This is a genomic window from Pseudomonas idahonensis (genome assembly GCF_037903935.1).
In the GTDB taxonomy this organism is placed as follows: Bacteria; Pseudomonadota; Gammaproteobacteria; order Pseudomonadales; family Pseudomonadaceae; genus Aquipseudomonas; species Aquipseudomonas danubii.
Genome location: NZ_CP149586.1, coordinates 3,949,490 through 3,966,463, shown reverse-complemented (window position 1 = coordinate 3,966,463; position 16,974 = coordinate 3,949,490). Strand labels below are relative to the sequence as shown.

The following is a 16,974-nucleotide window of genomic DNA, read 5'->3' as shown; positions in this document are numbered from 1 at the left end:
GCACAAGCTGTGCAGGCCCTGGTCCGATTTCCGGGATCTGACGACGTTGCCGGGGCGGCGGCGAGCTGGACACACCCGTCGGCTCAATGGGCGGGGGCTTGAGGGCGCTGGGTCAGCCAGTCGATAAACAACGAAAACAGCTCCGCCTGGGAACTGATGGCCAGCTTGGTATAGAGATTCTTACGGTGCATGCGCACGGTTTCCGGAGAGATTTCCAACACCTTGGCCGTGGATTTCACCGAGTGACCGCGCAGGATCAGGTGGGCGATCTCCCGTTCACGCACCGTCAGTAGCGGAGTGCCGAAGCTCATGAAGGCGGCTTCGATCTGTTGGTTGAGGTCGGCCGGTGCCAGGGCCGGCAGCGAACCCTGAGTCGCGTGCCGCACCAGTTGCTGCAGGCCGCCGGCACTGCCGAAACGACGGATCAGCTCGCGCACCAGCGGCTCCACCGCCCGCAGTAGCGCCAAGGGTTCGCTGGCGAAGCGTGCGCCACTCAAGCCTTGGAACATGCACAGGGAGATCTTGCTGTGCGGGTCGAGGTCGACGATGTAGTAACTGTCTTCGGCGCCCCCGGTCTTGAGGTAGTAGGTCTTGTAGTACTCGCTGGCGAAGAAGTCGTCCGGGGCGATTTCCGAGAGGTGGTAGAAACCTTCCGCCAGACCGTTTTCCACCGCCAGGCAAAAGGGGTCGAGCAGGTAACCGCGGGAGAAATAGCGGTTGATGATCTCGTCGCGGTACGTGCCGACAATGCCTTGCTCATGCAGCAACTGGGGTGGCAAGCCTTTGCGTTCCAGGCTGATCATCATGGATTCGATGGGGGTCAGGGCATTCAGCGCTGCCGCCAGATGACTGAGGAAGGCCTCATCGTCCACGCTCTCGAATGCCTTGGCCAAGCCGGCATGCCAGGCCTGCAGGGCATCGAGGGATAGTGGGGCGTTGGGGGGATTGGCAGATGCGCTCATGCCCGGCAGTTTAACTGCCGGGCGCAGGCCGGGTAAGACCCCGATTCGCAGTGCTGTCGGTGCCCGTTGTCGATTCATCAACCCAGGTACTGGCCGTCACGGCGCAGCTCGGCTGCAGCCTCGAGGATGCATTCGCGCAAGGTATCGACAATCTCGTCGATCTGCGCGCGGGTAATGATCAGCGGTGGCGACATGACGTTGAGATGGCCGATGGGACGCACCAGCAAGCCCTTGGCCTGGGCTCGCAGGTGGATGCGTTCGGCAATGTTCAGGGCCTCCGGCAACAGGCTCTTGCTGTGCTTGTCGGCGACGAACTCGACGCAGGCCATCAGCCGCTTGCAGCGCACATTGCCGACCAGGGGCAGCTCCGCCAGGCTTTGCAGGCGTTGCTCCATGTAGGCCCCCACATCCTCGACATGGGCCAGCAGGTTTTCCCGCTCGATGATCTCGATGTTCTTCAGCGCCGCGACGCAACTGACCGGGTGCCCGCTGTAGGTGAAACCGTGGGTGAAGCAACGGCCCTTGCCCGGCTCGCCGATCACCTGCCAGATGCGCTCGGAGAAAATGCAGGCCCCCAGGGGCAGGTAGCCCGAGGTCAGGCCCTTGGCGGTGGTGATGATGTCCGGCTGCATGCCGAACACGTCCTGCGAGGCGAAAAAGGTTCCCAGGCGACCGAACGAGGTCACCACCTCATCGGCGACATACAGCAGGTCGTAGCGCTGGCAGATTTCCCACATCCGTCGGTGATAGCCCTCGGGAGGAATGATTACTCCGCCGGAACCCATGATGGGTTCGGCGAAGAAGGCGGCCACCTTGTCCGGGCCGATGGTGAGGATCTTGTCCTCGAACTCGGCCACCAGAAAATCGAGGAAATCCGCCTCGCTCATACCTGCCGGGGCACGGTAGTAGTTGGGGCAGGAGATGTGGTGAAACAGGTCGCTCATGAAGTCGAATTCGGGAGCTCGGTCGGCGGCCTTGTTGCCGATGGACATGGTCAGGAAGGTCGAGCCGTGGTACGCATTGATCCGCGAGATCACATGCTTCTTCTCATGCTTGCCACGACTGTTCTGATAGAACTGCACCAGGCGGTAGGCGGTGTCTACTGCAGTGGAGCCGCCAGTGGTGAGGAACACGTGGTTCAGGTCCCCCGGTGCCAGGCTGGCGAGTTTTTCACAGAGCTGGATGGCGCTGACGTTGGCCATGTCGCAGAACGGATTGGAGTAGGCCAACTGCCGTACCTGATCGGCAATCGCTTCAGCCATTTCCTCACGGCCCAGGCCGATGTTGGTGCACCACATGCCGCCGACCGCATCCAGGTAGCGCCGGCCGGCGGTGTCATAGATATAGGCACCGTCACCGGCAGCGATGTTCAGCGAGCCCTGCTCGCGGTGCTCGTCGAACATATGAAAGCCGTGCATGTAATGGGCCTTGTCGGCGGCCACCAGTTGTGGGTCGTCGAACTGTTGAAAAAAGGCTTCGGGTTGGATGGCCATGGGCTTCACCTCGGGTTGAACCATTGGACGCAACGTCCGTGGAATGGGTAGGCATGGATCACTTGCCGATCTTCACCATGTTCCAGGTGCGGGTGATCAGGCGGGTGCTGGCGGGAGACTGGATTTTCTGGGTGAACAGTCGCTCCCGGGTCTGGGCATCGGGGTAGATCGCCGGGTTGTCACGCACCTCGGCAGCGAGCAACGGGGTGGCCTTGAGGTTGGCATTGGCATAGCGGATGTAGTCGCTGACCTCGGCCATCACCTGCGGCTGCAACAGGTACTCGATAAAGGCATGGGCATTGGCCACATTCGGTGCATCGGCGGGAATGTAGAAGTTGTCGAACCAGATCAGCGAACCTTCTTTGGGAATGAAATAGTCGAGCTTGACCGGTGCCCCCGCTTCATTGGCCCGGGCCTGGGCGGTGGCGTAATCGCCGGACCAGGTCGCACTCAGGCACAGGTCGCCATTGGCCAGGCCATTGAGGTAGCTGGTGGAGTCGAACTTGCGGATATAGGGCCGTATGGCCATCAAGGCATCTTGCGCGGCCTTGAGGTCTGCGGGCTCGGCGCTGTTGGGATTGCGCCCCAGCCAGGCCAGCACCAGCGGCAGAATGTCCGTGGGCGAGTCCTGCAGCGTCACTCCGCAATCAGCGAAGCGCGACACCACCTTGGGATCGAACAGCATTGCCAGGGAGCCGATGGGCGCGTCCGGCATCCGCTCACGGATCTTGTCGACGTTATAGGTCACCCCATTGCTGCCCCAGGTATAGGGCGCCGAGTACTGCACCCCGGCGTCGTAGTTCTCCAGGCTTGTCAGCACCTGGGGATCGAGATTCTGCCAACTGGGCAACCACTGCTTGTTCAGCGGCTGGAATACCTGCGCCTTGATCAAGGGCGGCACCAGCGCCGCATTGAGCACCACCAGATCGTAGCCGGAGCGCCCGGGCAGCAACTTGCCCTGGACGGTTTCATAGGAATCGAAGGTGTCGTAGATCACCTTGATGCCGCTGGCCTTCTCGAAGCCGGCGAGGGTGTTCTCGCCGATATAGTCCGACCAGTTGTACAGCCGCAGCGTCTTGCTTGCAGGCTCCTCGGCCTGCACCCAGGCCGCCGCCACCATCAGAACCACGCCAAATACCGCAGGGAATGCTGTACGCATGCTGGAATTCCGCCTTGAACCTGATGGGAGGAGCCCGGGTCGAGCCGTTGGCGCTACTGTCCGCGAGCGGCCGCACACACGCCATAACCCGATCGGGTAGGTGAGTGAGGAACAGGCAAGGGCGAGCTATCGGACTTGATTTATGCAATCATCCAGCCCCGTCGGCGACTTCGAGGCGTATTTGCCCACCCGGAAACCTGTAGAAACAGCCCGGCAGAAAAAATATCGAATAGGAGTTGCCAGGAATGGAAAACATGTCCATAATTGCGACCATTCCTCAGCGAGGAAACGGAAAAACTCTTTAGAAATCAAAGAGTTGCGAGATGAGGTTGATCTCGAAAACCGTTCTAGTTTGTATGTGGCCAGTGTTGTTTTTCAGGCATTGGACATTTGGGGCCGAGTAGCAAAATGGTTATGCAGCGGATTGCAAATCCGCCTACGCCGGTTCGATTCCGACCTCGGCCTCCACCCTTGAAAACCCCGTAGATTAACGTCTACGGGGTTTTTTATTGCCCGCTTGAAAGTGCTGGCGTACCAAAACTTTCCTATTTCGTCGGCTTCGCGATGACGCCCATGCGAGCGTAAATCTTCTTCGAAGTCTCCTGTTTCGAGTGTCCGAGAAACCGGCTTGCATCGCCTGGATCGAGAATTTTAAGCGCTTACGCAAACATCTCGACACATGCAAAGGCTCTGAAGGCATGGGAGTTTGTGACCTGGCTGGTGCCGCCAGAGCCAGATGCCTGCGACTCTTATTCAGCCCAAAAAAGAAAAAGAAGAAAGGTCGCAGTGTGATCACTGTCGGCGGCGGTGCTTTCGGTCTTGGGAGGAGGCCGCAAGCAATAAATTAGTCAGTTTCCTATTTGCTCTTCAATGCTGCAGGCGTCGCCCTCCGTGACCGGTGGTGGCAATTTGATTTGGGTTGGGGGATTACGGGAATCCGTCGATTTAGAGAATTCAAATTGTCATAGGAGCCGGCTAGATCCGTTCTACCGACTCCTGCTTTCGCAACTGGCTCCGCGCCCACCCTTGACCCTACAACGAGCCGCTCAGGCACAGAAAGCGAGGCGCCGTCCTTTGGGGAGTCCTCGCCTCTGATGGGTGAACACCGAGGGAAAGACGCAACTATAGGTGGAAATCGCCCGCAGCTTCCGGCTGGTAAAGCACTTTCCTGATCTCAATCCGGCGGGTCCGATCAGAAATCCGCCAGTCGATGGTGTCCCCCTCCTGATAGCCAAGGATGGCGGCGCCTATATCGGAATACACTGAATGCTTCCCTGCGTTGCTGTCCGCGTCTTCCGGGTAGACCAAGGCCACTTCGATCTCTTCGTCGTCCAGTTGCAGCAAGGCCTTGGAGTTCATCGTGACCACATTGCGTGCAACCTGCTGCGGCTTGACGACAATGGCTCGCTCAAGCTCATGTTCGAGTTCAAAAACGGCCGGGCCTTGCTCGAGCGCGATCAGGCTCTCGAGCCTGGCCTTGTCAATTTCGGTGATGTAGATCTCAGTGGCGTCGGAAACGGTACCTTCGCGCAATAACTGGAGATAGCGCCCGGCCGTCATGGAAAATGATTTCAATGTCGGCGTTTCGCTTTCAAGCAGAAAGCCGCTGCGCTGAAAGGCTTTCAGCGAGCGCGTGTTATCCGGGTGGATCTTGGCGATGAGCTTCTCGGCCCGCATGTCGAGGAAGGCCAGTTTCATGCCTTCGCGGATGGTGCGAGCGCCAAGGTTTCGGCCCCATTTGTCGCTGTCTCCGATGACCAGAACTATCTCGCAATTGGAGCCGGTCTTGATCAGGCGGACAAAGCCCACCGGCGCGTCATGCCGGTCATAGGCCATGAAAAATCGGCCGCCCCGGTTGAACAGATGGGTCAGGATCGGCAATTGAGTTCGATCGATGACTTGCTCGATGGAGCGAGAGACATCGCGTGAATCGCTCAGATAGCAGGTAACGCGCTCATCCTCCAACCAATCCATCAACGTCAGCGCGTGCGCCCGAGTAATTTCAGGGCACAGCGAAATGAAAGGCTTGTTCATCTTAACCACACTTATTAATGGAAGCCCTCGATGGCTATGGTCATTACGGTTCGTCGGCAGCCGGCCATTCTAAGATATACCGCGAGTAATGGCGAATATCCCGGCGAGTTCGAGGAAATCATCGTTTTGCCGAGCACGAGCCAGTCAAGCGCTCAAGCCTCGATGAAGCCGACTACATTCAGAATGATCAGCTCTGTATCGTTCTGCCCCTTGATGCGGTACCACACCAGCCGAGACACCTTTCTGGTGGAAGTCGGCAAGAAAATGAAGTTCGGCGAAGAGAGGACTCGTCAGCTCTGGAAAACCTGCATGGCATGGATGGACGGTGCTCTGGAGGTTCGTCGAGAGGCCGCGTAGTTCCTTTCAATTATGATCTTTGAGTGGAGTTTTCTATCAAGGGAGGGAAGGGGAATGTCCAGTTCAGGAGGGTCGTCAGCCAAATATCGAAGGCAAACTTTTGGCGCAGCCTCGGTAGGCCGGGCAAAGCCACGAGCGGCAAAGCCCTTGGCTCCGTCACCATCACCCGCGGCGACGTGAGCCGCTATCAGTTCCGCCTGGCTGCGTTTCAGCGCAGCACCGCCGATGTGCGCCTGGAGATGCCCGGCCTGGCCGATCTATCCAGTGCTCTTCAGTTTCAAAGCAAAAAAGAACACAGCGTATGAGAAACGCAAAGTTTTCATCTGATTGACGGTGCTGTTTTTCTACCGCCCAGAGTTCTAGCGCAAGCTTTCTCCGGAGATCTCCATCACTTTCTATACGCTCTCGCAGGATACTTTCTTCGATATATGGAATCAGCACCTTCAACTTAGAATCAGAAATGGTAGCAAGTACACCACCGTCAATCAGACTGAGCAAATAGCGAGCGTACTGACGTGTCATTTCGCCGAAAGACACGCTCGCTTCAAGTAACGCCTCCTCAAGGCAATCAAACTCTTGAACCTCCAGGCTATCAATCATTATACAGCTCCATCTTTTACTCTCATCGCGCGGCAGCAATCGGCCTAAAGCGGCCTGAGCAGATTCGGGAAGGGGTTCGAATCCCTATTTTTGCAACCCTTGTTGCATTTGGCGAACTGGTTGTTGGCTAGGGAGGTGAGGTTGTGGGGCAAAAATGAGCAATCCATACGCCAAACTGAATCGCCCCTGTGCATCGTGCAGCTCGGGCACCGTCGATGTTGGTTAGAATGCCGTGTTGAAGTCTATTGCTCGCAAGGGAATCCAATGAGCACTGAAAAGCCAGAGCTTTTGTTCATCCTTCAAAGGTTTCTAGATAATGTTTATGAGAGGGCTTCGAAAAGTCAGAGTGTTTTACTCAAAAGGAATCATGGCCACTACACATACGCGGATGAAATACTCTTCGTCTACGTGACGATCTTCCCTAAAGAGGTTGAGCTTGTTTTTGAGAGCAAGCAGGTAAGTAGCGGGGTTTTTAGTATTGCTTTGGATATGTGCATGTCCAGTGGAGAAGTACTGGCTGGCGACCTGCTGTCTCTGAATGGGAGATGCGAGGAGATCAGCGCGGCATTGGCTTCGCAAGAAGACTGGGTGTTGGCCCTGTTGTTAAAGTGCTTGGGCAACTGAGTCTTTTTTCAGGAGCGTGGACAACGCAGGCTTTCCGGTTTGCCGGTTCGCCTACGTGGAGTTTATGCAGTGACCGCTCCTGGCCCAGAGTGTGTAAAAACAGCTTCCAAGACCGACGAAGTATGTTTCAGGAGAGGAGTTGAAAACAGCCTGGAAATTCTTGGTATGGTGCGAGAAGGCTTCCTCTTATTAGGACAAAAAATGATTTCACATGTATTCATCGGAGTGAATGACTTCAATCGAGCACTTGTGTTTTACCAAGGGGTCATGCAGATACTCGGACTTGAGCTCAAGTTCACAGACCTTGAACGCCCATGGGCGGGCTGGAAACACCCCGACACTGCACGCCCTCTTTTCGTGGTGGGCAAGCCGTTCGATGGCGAGTCTGCGGCGCTAGGCAATGGACAAATGATTGCTCTGCTGGCACCTAATCGACAGATCGTAGACAACGCCCATGCCCTGGCGTTGGCATTGGATGGAACATGTGAAGGCGCTCCGGGCTTGCGACCCGAATACCACCCGAATTTTTATGGGGCGTATTTTCGAGACCCTGAAGGAAACAAGCTTTGCGTCTGTTGTCACGATCCGGAGTAGGTCAAGTGTAGGATCTATTTTTGGCCTGAAATCGTGAACAAAACATTGTCGAGAACCCCGGCGCCTGGAGCGAGAGGCTCAACGCAATTTCACCAGGCCAAACTGAAGCGGCGAACGGAAGAAATTGAATCGAGCATCAACCGTTACCTGACGGCACTTGATGCTGCCGATCGGCAGGAACCAACAGTCTCCGAGCCCAACGCCGTGCGGCTGGAAGAGAAAATCGCCAAGTTGAAGACGCAAATGAAAGAGCTTCAAGCAATTGAAGTTCAGCTCAACGAATCGCCGGACCTGAAAGCAGCCGTTCATGACTGACCCCTTTTGAGCATTGGAAGCCCCTAAGAAATCAGTTCCGCAATCAAAATCCTGCCCCGCATACCTCCGGACTTGCCTTACTTGGACAGCGACAACGGCACACCCCAGATGGGATCTTCCATGCCTTGTTTGCCCAGCGGCGTGATCTGCATGGGCTGGAGCCTGGACAGCAGTTGCCGGTGCTTCTCGCTCAGGTTGCGCTGCTCGATGAGGTGCTGCGAAAAGCTCATGGGTGCCGGCCAGGTGTAGACGGTCAGGTTGTCGAGCGGACACTCGATTTTTTTCGGATCGATCGCTCGGCACTTCGACTGCTGGTACTTGTAGCCAGGGGTCTTCAGATGCATGCGCGGGGCCAGCAGCAATTGCCCGCCCTGGATGGTGAAACTGGCGAGCGCCTTGTCGACCGGCAGGCGCGCCTGGACCTTGATCGCGGGAATGTCGCGAGAGTCGGTCTGTTGGTAATAGCCGGCCGGGGAGCCCGCCGTCGTCTGGGTATATTGCTGTTCACCCCAGCTCACGCAGGCACCCGAGGCCCTGACTACAGCGGTACAGACACGCTCGGTCTTGGTCTCGCTGCCATAGGTAGCGTCCTTCCAGACCTCTTCCCTGTAGTACTCGCGATACAGTTCGGGGGACAGGTAGGCGGTCCCGTTGGCGCCACGGCCCGAACCGGGTGGACCGCTGCGGGCGCCGACCTGGTCAAGCAAACCGCGGAGCTGGTAGTCATCGCCGCCGGTCAGCAAGTATTTGCCGGGAGGCAGGATATGCACCTCGAAGGCCTTGAACAGGTAGGTTTCGCCAGGCGGTCTCTGCAGCGCGTTGGTCTGGAACTTGCGGCCGAAGGTCACCTTCGGATCTTTCTCGTATTCCCAGATCACCGTTGGCGTCCATTGCGTCATGGTCAGCGCATCGCTCAGCGACTTGTGCGGCATCACGTCCGCCACCAGCACTACCGCCATGTTCGCCTTGAGTGCTGCGTCCACTTGGTCCAACAGCTGCGCGTAGCGCGGATCGTCCATGCTGCCGTAGGCACCCGAATCGAGATCGGAGACGCAGCCGCAGAGAGATAGAGAGAGAAGCAACGCCGTGGGAAGGGCAAAACGCAGTCGGAACAGTCTCATGTATCAGTCCTTGAACTATCTATGTCGGGCCAGCCACTAAGGCGCCAAGGCCACGCCCGTGCAGCGGCCACGAATGGAGAAGTCCTTGATCTGTCTGGCCTTGTCGACAGTCATGGAGAGGGTGCAGCCGCTCGTGTGAGTGACATCGTCCCAGTAGTTGGTGTGGACCATCACGCCGCCCTGCATCTCACTGGAGCTGCCGACCACTTCCTTTTTCACGTAGGAAGTGTCGCGGTACCACTGCATTTGCACTTCGCTGCGGTCGGGCGAGGGCTGCATTCGTCCGGGCGGGCCGAAGAAGTCGATGGCTTCCTTGGCATCGCGTCCCTTCCATTGCTGGCCGGCCCTGTATTCCGGGAGGGTGGGAATGCAGCCGCTCAGCAAAGGCAACAGCAGGCCGAGGGCAAGTAGGTGCCGGGTCATGACGGCCTCCTTCATTGCGGGCTGTTGCCGAGCATTGCGTCCAGGCTCTGCACGGCCTCGCTGTTGGCCTGGATGCCGTACAGTTGCTGGAACATGGCCTGGACGGTCTCGACCATGCGGCCGGCGGCCATTTTGCCCATTGGCAGCATCTGGTTGTTTTCGCGGTTGCCTGCTGCGCAGACGAAGGCGAAGGTGCGTTGCAGCCAGTAGTCTTTCGGGGCGATCCAGCCCTGGGCAGTGGTCACGTCCTTCATGGCGTGATCGAAGCGGCGCATGGCGCGGGCGCTGTCGAAGCGCACTTTGCGCTCCTTGCACTTGTACTGGATCTCGTAGGCCGCCAGCACGGGCATCGCCGGGTCTTCGAAGATCTGCATGATCATGGCCGACTGCACCCCCTGGGGCTTTTGCAGGATGCCGGCGGCATCGGCGACGAATACCTCGTTGTGGTAACGCTCGCCCTTGCCGTAGACGATCCAGTATTCACCTTGAGGCGTGGCGAGTGCCGTGCCGCTGGTACACAGCAGGATGAGTGATAGCGGCAACCATCTGGCGCGGGGGAATGGAATCGCCATGATATTTCCTTCCTTGATGGGGCTTGTCCGTGGCCGCATGGGACCGTCCAGAAGAAGGAATATAGGTCTGGCCGGCAGTAGCGGTCGATTAGGGCGGATGTGCTAATGGCGCATTGCCGTTATCGATCGGGTCAACGAAACCTGTGAGTGGCGGTCGTCTGCATGATCAGAACCTTGGGCATGCACAGGTGCGGAGTTAAAGTGCCGCCACTGAAAAGGTAGAGCGGATGCGGGGCCGGATACTGGATATCTCGACCGAGGTCGAATCGTTGCTCCTGCAACTGGGTGCATCAGGCCGAGGGCTGCATGAAAAACTGAGTTCCATTGAGGGAATGATCAGCCCGCCAATGGCGAAAAAGATCCGCTGGATTGCGAGCGTGCGCAACAAGGCGGTTCATGAGCGTGTTGTCGAGGTGGATCTTGAAGACTTCAGCAAGGGCGGGGCGCAAGTAGTCGCTTATCTGAAGCAGCTTGTTGCTTCGATCACACCTAAGCATACCCAGCACAAAGAACCGCAAGGTTCGCCTGAGCCAGGCAAGTCCTGGGCCGAGAAGGATGGTTGGGAGAAGACCAAGACGGTCGGTACCTATATGGCGGCCGGTGCAGCTGTGGTCGCTTGGTTGTTCATGTCCTCCAAATGAGTCTTCACGATTGCTTATGGCCCGGTTCTCTTGCCGGGCTTTTTCGTTTCCGGCGGCCTGATGCTGGAAACTGTGGTTTTGGAAAGACGCGGTATTGCTGAGTATTGGGCGTTGTGTCACTGAGTGCTGAGTTGCCTGGCCATCACATCTCAATGGTCGGCATGGTGCTTTTGCCGCAACTTATCAGTTGTCCCGCCGTGACCTGCAGTCCAGTTGTTGGTTTTGCCGCGTACCCGGCAAAGAAGCCGACGGACACCAAGGCAATGTAGAGGACGGTTTTTCTCAGGGCCATGCTGGCACTCGCTCACTGTTTGATAGGGAAATGCCCAGCACTGATCCTCATTGAGGAAAAAGGTTCCAGGTGAACGATGTTGCGCGTGCTTCACTAGGGACGATGCAAGTTTGGCCATTGGCGGTGATTCGGCCCTGGGCTCAACTTGCCACGGGGTGGCAAGTTGCTCTATTCAGCAAAGGCTATCGGCTGGAGAGGCTAGGGAAAGGGGTGGAAGGCCCATGTCGCGAATGGCCGCGGCGAGTTTGTCCTGATAGATCGTCAGAATCGAGTAATCCAGCTTTTGGGTGATGTTGGCGCCGCCTGCGCAATTGGCCAGGAGTTCATCCAGGGCGCCGGCCACCAGGTCTGCGGTGACTTGCAGGACATTCAATCCAAAGCGGTTATCGACAATGACCAGATTCGTTAAGTCGTACATACAGCCCCTATGGTCACTGTGCTTATGAGTAGTGGCTATGAGCCATGATTATTTTAACTAAACGGCAGGTGCGCTGTCATCGGGAGAAGATGGGCGGTGTCGCGGGCTGATAGGCGTTTGCGCTTCTGAATTTTCAGCACGCCTGTGGCAGCCCTGTGTACCATTGTTGCCCGCGAAAAAAGCACCAGAGGCAATCTGCATGCTGATATTGAAAAAGGGCGACAACCAGGGCTTGAGGGTAGGGCCGCGCTGGCCGTCCGCAAAGGTGTTGATGGAGCGCGAAGTCTTTGTGCAACTGCTCAAGGTCCAGTCCAGCCTGCCGCGTTCGGTGCAGTTGCTGGTAACCCGGGGCTACGAGCGCAAAAGCAGTTACCTGGGGTTTTTCAGGACGCTGTCACGCTGGCTGGGGATCAGGTTGTTCTGCCTGTGTTATCCGGGGCGTAAAGAGGAGCTGGAGGATATCTTCGGTTCCAATGGCCATGATGTGGATGGCACTCATATCGATGTGTCCATTGTCTTCAATGGTAAGCGCCTGCGCTTTTTGCCACTGGGGGTGTTTACCCCGCCGGCGCGCCAGCAACAGTTGCAAGGGCGGTACTCGGCTGTCGTTGATGAGGTCAAGAACCTGTTGAAGCGTCACGGTTTCGAGATTCATCGCAATCACACGGAAAGCCTGCAGATTCATTGCGACTACAAGGCCTGATAGCCAGGAACCGTCGTCCTGGGCTCGGCTGCCGAGTCCATAGCGCTCATGTCATGAACGTAATAAGGAAGTTATGTGTTGCGAAGTCTGTTGTTGCTGGTGTTGATCTTTGTCTTGAGTGGATGCACGGCCCTGATGACTCGCACTACTCCCATGAGTTGCCCCTATATCGGCGTGCGCATGGATTGGGCATTGGCTAAGGAGAACAACGGTGTGCTCTGGCCTTTTCTGGCGTTGGATGCTCCATTCTCCGGCGTGGTGGATACGCTGATGTTTCCCTTCGAGTATCAGTACAGCTGCACGCTTTGATCTTGAGCTGGCCGATGACCTGCCGCTCACTCATGGCGGCCTCTATGTGTCTGACCTTCGATCACTGACAGAGACGACCGTCTACAGTTAAGTGTGACCTCGGCTTCCCAAAGAGAACCGACATGCTCAAGTCTCGCTCGTTGATCGCTGTTCTTGCCGGCGTGCTCCTGGCTGGCGCTTCCCCTCTGGCATTGGCCGACCCCGGAAATGGCAAGGGGCAGGGGCATTCCAAACACAGTTCTCAGGGTGACCAGGGGGGCATGGCAAGGGGAAGAAGTCAGGCGCCGATGACTGGAGTCATGGCCCCAGTGTCGATCGCGGCAGTGTCCTGGGCATATTGGGTGGGCACCGTGACTACTGGAGCCCGGGACCGGCACTGCCTCCAGGCATTCAGAAAAACCTGGCTCGGGGCAAACCTCTGCCCCCGGGAATTGCCAAGAAGCTGGACCACCGGCTATTGGGGCAGCTTCCTCGCTATGACGGTTATGAATGGCGGCAGGCCGGAACCGACCTGATTCTGGTGGCTATCGCCAGCGGGATCATCTACGAAGTGCTCAGTGACGTCCTCAACTGATTGGCGGGCCTGTTGAGGTTTCAGCCTGTCGTGGCTGAAATCTCAACATCGAGTCCGTCTTCTCGAAGCGTTATTGCCAGCGCTTGAACAGCACGCTGGCATTGACCCCACCAAAGCCGAAACCATTGGACAGTGCGTATTCCATGGCCATTTTGCGTGCCTGGTTGCGCACCAGGTCAAGGCCCTCGGCGGCGCTGTCCGGGTTGTCCAGGTTGAGGGTTGCAGGTGCGATCTGGTCACGCAGGGCGAGGATGGCAAAGATCGCCTCGATGCCGCCGGCGGCACCCAGCAGATGCCCGGTGGCGGACTTGGTGGCGCTGATGGCCAGGCCGCTGTCGGTGCCGAATACAGTCCTGATGGCAGCCAGTTCGCCCTTGTCGCCCACTGGCGTGGAGGTGGCATGGGCATTCAGGTACTGGACCTGAGAGGCTTGCACGCCGGCCTGGCGCAAGGCTTGCTGCATGGCACGCCGGGCGCCGTCGCCATCTTCCGGACCCGCGGTCATGTGGTAGGCGTCGGCGCTGGTGCCATAGCCCACCAGCTCCGCGATGGGCTGTGCGCCCCGAGCCAGGGCATGTTCCAGCTCTTCGATGACCAGCAGTCCGGCGCCTTCACCCATGACAAAGCCATCCCGTGCCTGATCGAAGGGGCGTGAAGCCCGTTCCGGGGTGTCGTTGTACTCGCTGGACAGCGCGCGGGCTGCGGCGAAGCCACCCAGGCTGACCCGATGGATCGCCGCCTCAGCTCCACCACAGACAGCGATGTCGATTTCACCGGCGCGGATCATCCGCGCGGCGTCGCCAATGGCCTGGACTCCGGCAGCACAGGCAGTGACTGGCGCTCCCAATGGTCCCTTGAGGCCGTGGCGGATCGAAACGTGACCTGCCGCCATATTGCTCAGGAATGACGGAATGGTGAACGGCGACAGGCGCCGCGGGCCCTTGCTGTCGGTGGTTCGCACGGCATCGGCGATGGCCGGGAAGCCGCCTACACCAGAGGCAATGATGGTGGCTGTACGTTCCTGTGCCTGAGGGCTATCGGGTTTCCAGTTGGCCTGGGCCAGGGCTTCTTCGGCCGCCGCCAGGGCGAAGAGGATGAAACGGTCCATCTTGCGCTGTTCCTTGGGGGCCAGCAGCCGGTCCGGGTCGAAGCCGGCCTGGGGATCCTCGAGCGCGCCGGGCACCTGGCCGCCAATGGTGGTGGGCAGATCCTGGATAAACTCTTCGGGCAATTGACGGATTCCGGATTGTCCCGCCAGCAGGCGCTGCCAGACCTGCTCGACCCCACAACCCAGTGGAGTGATTGCGCCCATACCGGTGACTACGATGCGTTTACTCATGCGGGTCCTGCTCCTTCGTTGGTTTGCGTGGGGAACAACGAAACGTGGACGATACTATCATCATGAAAGTAACATCCGAATCCACAAATACTGAGGTGCATCGCAGGAGCCAGCCATGCAACGAAAAAGTCTGATCGACGCTGAATGTCCCATTGCCCGCAGCCTGGAGCGAGTCGGCGAATGGTGGAGCATCTTGATCATGCGCGACGCGCTGCATGGCCTGAGGCGCTTCGACGAATTCTCCCGCAGCCTGGAGATCGCCCCGAACATGCTGACCCGACGCTTGAACTCACTGGTGGAGGCGGGGCTGTTGGAGCGCCAGGCCTACAGCGAGCGCCCCTTGCGCTATCAATATGTGCCTACAGCCAAGGGCGAGGATTTCCGTGTCGTACTCATGGCCTTTGTAGCTTGGGGCAATCGCCACTACGCGCCCGAGGGCGAAAGCGTGCAGCTGGTCGAGCGTGAGAGCGGACGACCTGTGCAGCCAGTGATGGTGGATGTTGCCGATGGTCATCTGGTGCCGTTGCAGGCGTGCACGGTACAGGCGGGACCTGCTGCCAGCGTCGGCATGCGTCAGCGACTGATGGCTATGGTGGAGTGAGTCCGGTTTGGGGCTGGTTCCGTGGAGCGGCTGCGCTGCCGGGCGGCTCGCTCTGGACGGTGGGTCCCGGGAGAAGGACGGAAGGATTGAGGTTACTGGGGATCAATTTGCCCACCACGTAGCCGCTGTGGCTGATCAGGGCCAGCAACAGCAGTGTGTTATGCAGTTTCGGCAACACCTCCAGCACCCAACTACCTGAGCCCAGGCTATGGCCGACGGCGGCGCCATAGACAAACACCACCACCATGGTGATCAGCAGCATCTGCAGGCGTGGCAGGTCGACGATGACGCCATTGCTCACGTCCTCGCCGCGAATCAGGTCGGCCAATCGCGCATCCTTCGGGTCACTCTTCATCAGTACCTGGCCCTTGGCCGACGGCAGGGCGACCAGGCTCTGGCTGTCGAGCAACTGCTGGCCGGTGGTTGCCAGAGCGCTGGTGTCTGCAGGCTGCTCGGCCTTGCGGTTCAAGGCCATGGGGGCTGTGACGAAGCTGGCCAGGCTGAAGCCCATCAACGCGATCAGGTTGTAGTCCAAGTCCACCATCAGCGCTGTAGTGGCGTTTCCCCGAACAATGTTGCCGATGTACACCGTATACAGAGTGGCCAGTACCAGCAGTGTCCACAGGGTCATTTGCAGGCGTGACAGCGAATACCGGTTGCGCTCGTCAATCAGCACCCCAAGTACCCGGCCGCGAATTCGCAGACCGGCGAGGACGAACAAGACGAACAGGCCGGCCAGGCAACTGGCCCAGGCGCCCAGGCGTGGCCAGTCCAAAGCAGGTGCAACTGTCAGGTACGGGGGAGGGCTGGGGTGACTCAGAAGTAGGGCGGCGGGTGCGCCGGTCGCGAGCAACACGGCCAGCGTACGCAGCAGATAGCCATTGGTTTTCATCGTGGCAGGCCCTCTCCTTGTATAGGCGGCTGTTTTTCCTTGGTCTGCGAGGCCGCTCTTGTCCCCAGGCTGCTTGACGTCGCGGGCGCCCTCCGGCTCATGGCCGCTGGGGCGCCTGCTGTTGGGTATAGCGAATCTTTTTCCTGGCCGTTTGCCGTTGGTCGGGTGTTTTGTAGGGGGCGGCGGGTGTCAGCGAGCACCAAGCCCGCGGCGCCAGGCCGGGTGGAAGTGTCGCCAGTGGGCGTCCTGTGCCGCCGCCAGGAGCTCGCGGTCACCCCGGGTATCGCCCCAGGCCCTGAGTCGATATTGGTTCAATGGGCCGTAGACACTTTCCAGGCGCAGTACCTTGTTTTCGCAACGGCAATTGTGGCCGGCGATGCGGCCGGTCAGCACGCCATCGACCACCTCCAGTTCGGTTCCGATCAGCCTGATGCCCAAGCGTGTGGCGAAAGGCTGCAGCACCAGGGCCGGCGACGCCGAGCACAGGGTCACCAGCGCTCCGGAACGCAGTTCCCCGGCTACGGCTTGCAGCCCACTCGGGCGCATCAGTCGGGTCCAGGATTTCAGACAGAAGGCTTCGGCCTGTTGCTGGAGCCACGCCGCCTCGATGCCCTTGAGAAAGGTGCTGATCAATTGCGCCTTGAGTCGGTCGCGGTCAACGCGACGAGTCAGGTAGCCCAGACTGGGTAGCGCCAGCTTGAGTATCCGTTGGTTGAACCCGCGTTGCCCGAAGGCAAACTTCAGAAAGGGCACAAAACTGTCGTGGCGAGTGAGGGTTCCGTCGAAGTCGAATACCGAAAGCACTGGGTTGGCATCGGCGTTGAGTCCAACGGCGTCCGGGGGTAGCGGCTGTGTTTCAGCCTCAGCGATCAGGGGCGGCAGGGTCTTAGGGTGGGGCGACATAGCTGTTCTCGGTGGTTGCAGCCGCTTGATTCGCGGCCGGTATTGCCA

Annotated in this window: 20 protein-coding genes, 1 tRNA gene and 2 pseudogenes; 10 read left to right on the top strand and 13 right to left on the bottom strand. The window is 58.6% G+C overall.

Annotated elements, in window-relative coordinates:
* Nucleotides 1–83: 83 nt before the first annotated feature.
* The 3 genes from WIN67_RS18065 to WIN67_RS18055 form a co-directional block, all read right to left on the bottom strand.
* Nucleotides 84–962 (bottom strand): response regulator transcription factor, encoded by an 879-nt coding sequence (locus WIN67_RS18065; RefSeq protein ID WP_339069733.1) that lies wholly within the window; start codon nucleotides 960–962, stop codon nucleotides 84–86.
* Between the two features lie 77 nt (nucleotides 963–1,039).
* Complete coding sequence (locus WIN67_RS18060; RefSeq protein WP_339069731.1) at nucleotides 1,040–2,455, bottom strand: aminotransferase; 1,416 nt, start codon at nucleotides 2,453–2,455, stop codon at nucleotides 1,040–1,042.
* Between the two features lie 58 nt (nucleotides 2,456–2,513).
* Entirely contained in the window at nucleotides 2,514–3,614 is a 1,101-nt protein-coding gene (locus tag WIN67_RS18055) for a polyamine ABC transporter substrate-binding protein (RefSeq protein ID WP_339069729.1), read from the bottom strand.
* 394 nt (nucleotides 3,615–4,008) lie between these two features.
* Between WIN67_RS18055 and WIN67_RS18050 the strand changes: the two genes are divergently transcribed.
* A tRNA-Cys gene (locus WIN67_RS18050) sits at nucleotides 4,009–4,082 on the top strand.
* Nucleotides 4,083–4,736: 654 nt separating this feature from the next.
* Here WIN67_RS18050 and WIN67_RS18045 read toward each other — a convergent pair.
* Nucleotides 4,737–5,648 carry a bifunctional GNAT family N-acetyltransferase/nucleoside diphosphate kinase regulator gene (locus WIN67_RS18045; protein ID WP_170003596.1) on the bottom strand — a complete coding sequence of 304 codons (912 nt, stop codon included), beginning with the start codon at nucleotides 5,646–5,648 and terminating at the stop codon, nucleotides 4,737–4,739.
* 30 nt (nucleotides 5,649–5,678) lie between these two features.
* On the opposite strand from WIN67_RS18045, the gene WIN67_RS18040 reads away from it, so the two are divergent.
* Entirely contained in the window at nucleotides 5,679–6,005 is a 327-nt protein-coding gene (locus WIN67_RS18040; protein WP_339069726.1) for a hypothetical protein, read from the top strand.
* A 162-nt stretch (nucleotides 6,006–6,167) separates the two neighbouring features.
* Here WIN67_RS18040 and WIN67_RS18035 read toward each other — a convergent pair whose 3' ends face one another.
* A complete protein-coding gene (locus WIN67_RS18035; RefSeq protein ID WP_339069724.1) occupies nucleotides 6,168–6,605 on the bottom strand; it encodes a hypothetical protein in 438 nt (145 codons plus the stop codon).
* 264 nt (nucleotides 6,606–6,869) lie between these two features.
* Between WIN67_RS18035 and WIN67_RS18030 the strand changes: the two genes are divergently transcribed.
* From WIN67_RS18030 to WIN67_RS18020, 3 genes and pseudogenes are all read left to right on the top strand, one after another.
* A complete protein-coding gene (locus tag WIN67_RS18030; protein WP_170003593.1) occupies nucleotides 6,870–7,229 on the top strand; it encodes a hypothetical protein in 360 nt (119 codons plus the stop codon).
* A 69-nt stretch (nucleotides 7,230–7,298) separates the two neighbouring features.
* Complete coding sequence (locus WIN67_RS18025; RefSeq protein ID WP_339069722.1) at nucleotides 7,299–7,823, top strand: VOC family protein; 525 nt, start codon at nucleotides 7,299–7,301, stop codon at nucleotides 7,821–7,823.
* An 87-nt stretch (nucleotides 7,824–7,910) separates the two neighbouring features.
* A pseudogene (locus WIN67_RS18020) lies at nucleotides 7,911–8,135 on the top strand (IS5/IS1182 family transposase); the annotation flags it as partial.
* An 80-nt stretch (nucleotides 8,136–8,215) separates the two neighbouring features.
* On the opposite strand, the gene WIN67_RS18015 reads toward WIN67_RS18020, so the two are convergent.
* Genes WIN67_RS18015 through WIN67_RS18005 form a run of 3 tightly spaced genes read right to left on the bottom strand, consistent with a single transcriptional unit; the run spans nucleotide 8,216 to nucleotide 10,254 of the window.
* On the bottom strand, nucleotides 8,216–9,259 hold the full coding sequence (locus WIN67_RS18015) for a hypothetical protein (RefSeq protein WP_250330676.1): 1,044 nt from the start codon (nucleotides 9,257–9,259) through the stop codon (nucleotides 8,216–8,218).
* A gap of 36 nt (nucleotides 9,260–9,295) precedes the next feature.
* Nucleotides 9,296–9,682, bottom strand: a complete 387-nt coding sequence (locus tag WIN67_RS18010; RefSeq protein ID WP_102863142.1) for a hypothetical protein — start codon at nucleotides 9,680–9,682, stop codon at nucleotides 9,296–9,298.
* Between the two features lie 11 nt (nucleotides 9,683–9,693).
* Nucleotides 9,694–10,254, bottom strand: coding sequence for a hypothetical protein (locus WIN67_RS18005; protein WP_110596562.1), 561 nt, complete (start codon nucleotides 10,252–10,254; stop codon nucleotides 9,694–9,696).
* 227 nt (nucleotides 10,255–10,481) lie between these two features.
* On the opposite strand from WIN67_RS18005, the gene WIN67_RS18000 reads away from it, so the two are divergent.
* The gene (locus WIN67_RS18000) at nucleotides 10,482–10,895 is read left to right on the top strand and encodes a hypothetical protein (protein WP_339069718.1); all 414 of its coding nucleotides are present in this window, start codon (nucleotides 10,482–10,484) and stop codon (nucleotides 10,893–10,895) included.
* A gap of 142 nt (nucleotides 10,896–11,037) precedes the next feature.
* Here WIN67_RS18000 and WIN67_RS17995 read toward each other — a convergent pair whose 3' ends face one another.
* Both WIN67_RS17995 and WIN67_RS17990 read right to left on the bottom strand, forming a co-directional pair.
* Complete coding sequence (locus WIN67_RS17995) at nucleotides 11,038–11,187, bottom strand: hypothetical protein (RefSeq protein WP_170003584.1); 150 nt, start codon at nucleotides 11,185–11,187, stop codon at nucleotides 11,038–11,040.
* A gap of 172 nt (nucleotides 11,188–11,359) precedes the next feature.
* Nucleotides 11,360–11,605, bottom strand: a complete 246-nt coding sequence (locus WIN67_RS17990) for a hypothetical protein (protein ID WP_170003581.1) — start codon at nucleotides 11,603–11,605, stop codon at nucleotides 11,360–11,362.
* A 199-nt stretch (nucleotides 11,606–11,804) separates the two neighbouring features.
* On the opposite strand from WIN67_RS17990, the gene WIN67_RS17985 reads away from it, so the two are divergent.
* The 3 genes and pseudogenes from WIN67_RS17985 to WIN67_RS17975 all read left to right on the top strand — a co-directional run bounded on the left by WIN67_RS17985 (nucleotide 11,805) and on the right by WIN67_RS17975 (nucleotide 13,191).
* Nucleotides 11,805–12,308: a hypothetical protein gene (locus tag WIN67_RS17985; RefSeq protein WP_102863146.1), complete on the top strand. Its 504-nt coding sequence runs from the start codon at nucleotides 11,805–11,807 to the stop codon at nucleotides 12,306–12,308.
* Between the two features lie 75 nt (nucleotides 12,309–12,383).
* The gene (locus WIN67_RS17980; RefSeq protein ID WP_102882572.1) at nucleotides 12,384–12,617 is read left to right on the top strand and encodes a YceK/YidQ family lipoprotein; all 234 of its coding nucleotides are present in this window, start codon (nucleotides 12,384–12,386) and stop codon (nucleotides 12,615–12,617) included.
* A gap of 122 nt (nucleotides 12,618–12,739) precedes the next feature.
* Nucleotides 12,740–13,191: pseudogene (locus WIN67_RS17975) on the top strand (anti-virulence regulator CigR family protein).
* Between the two features lie 70 nt (nucleotides 13,192–13,261).
* On the opposite strand, the gene fabF reads toward WIN67_RS17975, so the two are convergent.
* Nucleotides 13,262–14,530, bottom strand: coding sequence for a beta-ketoacyl-ACP synthase II (fabF, locus tag WIN67_RS17970; RefSeq protein ID WP_339069714.1), 1,269 nt, complete (start codon nucleotides 14,528–14,530; stop codon nucleotides 13,262–13,264).
* 115 nt (nucleotides 14,531–14,645) lie between these two features.
* On the opposite strand from fabF, the gene WIN67_RS17965 reads away from it, so the two are divergent.
* Entirely contained in the window at nucleotides 14,646–15,131 is a 486-nt protein-coding gene (locus WIN67_RS17965; protein WP_102882575.1) for a winged helix-turn-helix transcriptional regulator, read from the top strand.
* Here WIN67_RS17965 and WIN67_RS17960 read toward each other — a convergent pair.
* A complete protein-coding gene (locus WIN67_RS17960; protein WP_339069711.1) occupies nucleotides 15,118–15,906 on the bottom strand; it encodes a hypothetical protein in 789 nt (262 codons plus the stop codon). The two genes, WIN67_RS17965 and WIN67_RS17960, sit on opposite strands and share 14 nt — an antisense overlap.
* A gap of 306 nt (nucleotides 15,907–16,212) precedes the next feature.
* The gene (locus WIN67_RS17955; protein WP_339069709.1) at nucleotides 16,213–16,926 is read right to left on the bottom strand and encodes an HAD family hydrolase; all 714 of its coding nucleotides are present in this window, start codon (nucleotides 16,924–16,926) and stop codon (nucleotides 16,213–16,215) included.
* Nucleotides 16,927–16,974 lie beyond the last annotated feature (48 nt).